Origin of the sequence: Neolewinella agarilytica, assembly GCF_900110645.1 — a bacterium.
In the GTDB taxonomy this organism is placed as follows: domain Bacteria; phylum Bacteroidota; class Bacteroidia; order Chitinophagales; family Saprospiraceae; genus Neolewinella; species Neolewinella agarilytica.
In genome coordinates this window covers 1-1310 of record NZ_FOFB01000066.1, presented here as the reverse complement: position 1 = coordinate 1310, position 1310 = coordinate 1, and the positions used below count along the sequence as shown (strand labels likewise).

At 54.0% G+C, this 1310-nt stretch carries 1 protein-coding gene; it reads right to left on the bottom strand.

Going from position 1 to position 1310, the window contains the following annotated elements; genetic code table 11:
• Positions 1–1310 (bottom strand): SdrD B-like domain-containing protein (locus BM123_RS23735; RefSeq protein ID WP_139212090.1); only part of this gene is annotated, 1310 nt, incomplete at both ends.

Below are 1310 nucleotides of genomic sequence, written 5' to 3'. Positions count from 1 at the left end.
CCAGTGGTTACGTCAGCATCGCTGTCCGTAGCGTCGTCGCCTTCGTCCTGTGGGCTACCGAGGAAGTCCGCAGGAGCAACAAACTCAACTACGTACTCAACACCTGGCGTAAGGTCAGTGAACTCGTAGAAGCCGTCTTCGCCACCGTTCGTTACGGTAGTCGTAGTAGCTACTACTGCGCCGTCAACCAGCAGGTTAACGGTGACATCGTTGATACCTTCTTCGTCAGCGTCTTGCTGACCGTCAGCGTTCTTATCGAGCCATACGTAGTCGCCAAGGCTGGCTTCTTCATAGATACCAGCGTCAATCGTAGGATTGTTCTCGCCAGACTCCAGTACAACTGCGTCAGACTGACCAGTCGTGATGTTGGCATCACTGTCGGTAGCGTCGTCACCTTCGTCCTCTGGGCTGAACTCATTGCCATCAGGGGCGACAAACTCAACAACATATGGTGTACCAGGCGTAAGCTCATCGAACTCGTAGTAGCCAGGCGCTCCTGTGTCAGGATTGTCGACCGTTGTCGTAGACTCAAGAACGTTGCCGTCTTCGTCGAGCAGGTTAACGGTGACACCGTTGACACCTTCTTCGTCAGCATCCTGCTGACCGTCAGCGTCGTTGTCAAGGAAGACAAAGTCTCCCAAAGAAGCGGTCTCGTAGAAACCAGCGTCAATCGTGGGGTTGTTTTCATTAGAACCGAGGACAACCGTCTGGCTCAGGCCAGTGGTACGGTCAGCGTCGCTGTCCGTAGTGTCATCACCTTCGTCCTGTGGGCTGGCAAGGAAGCCGTCAGGAGCAACAAACTCCACTACGTACTCAACACCTGGCGTCAGGTCAGTGAACTCGTAGAAGCCGTCTTCGCCGGCGTTGGTAACCGTAGTAGTGCTGGCCACTACTGCTCCGTCAACCAAGAGGTTAACGGTGACATCGTTGATACCTTCTTCGTCAGCGTCCTGCTGACCGTCAGCGTTCTTATCTAACCATACGTAGTCGCCAAGAGAAGCGGTCTCGTAGATACCGGCGTCAATCGTAGGATTGTTCTCGCCAGACTCCAGAACTACTGCATCAGACTGACCAGTCGTCGTATTGGCATCGCTGTCCGTAGTATCGTCACCTTCATCCTGCGGGCTGAAGGTATTGCCATCAGGAGCGATGAACTCAACAACGTATGGTGTACCAGGCGTGAGCTCATCGAACTCGTAGTAGCCGGGCTCGCCCGTGTCAGGATTGTCGGCCGTTATCGTAGACTCAAGAACGTTACCGTCTTCGTCAAGCAGGTTAACGGTTACACCGTTGATACCTTCTTCGTCAGC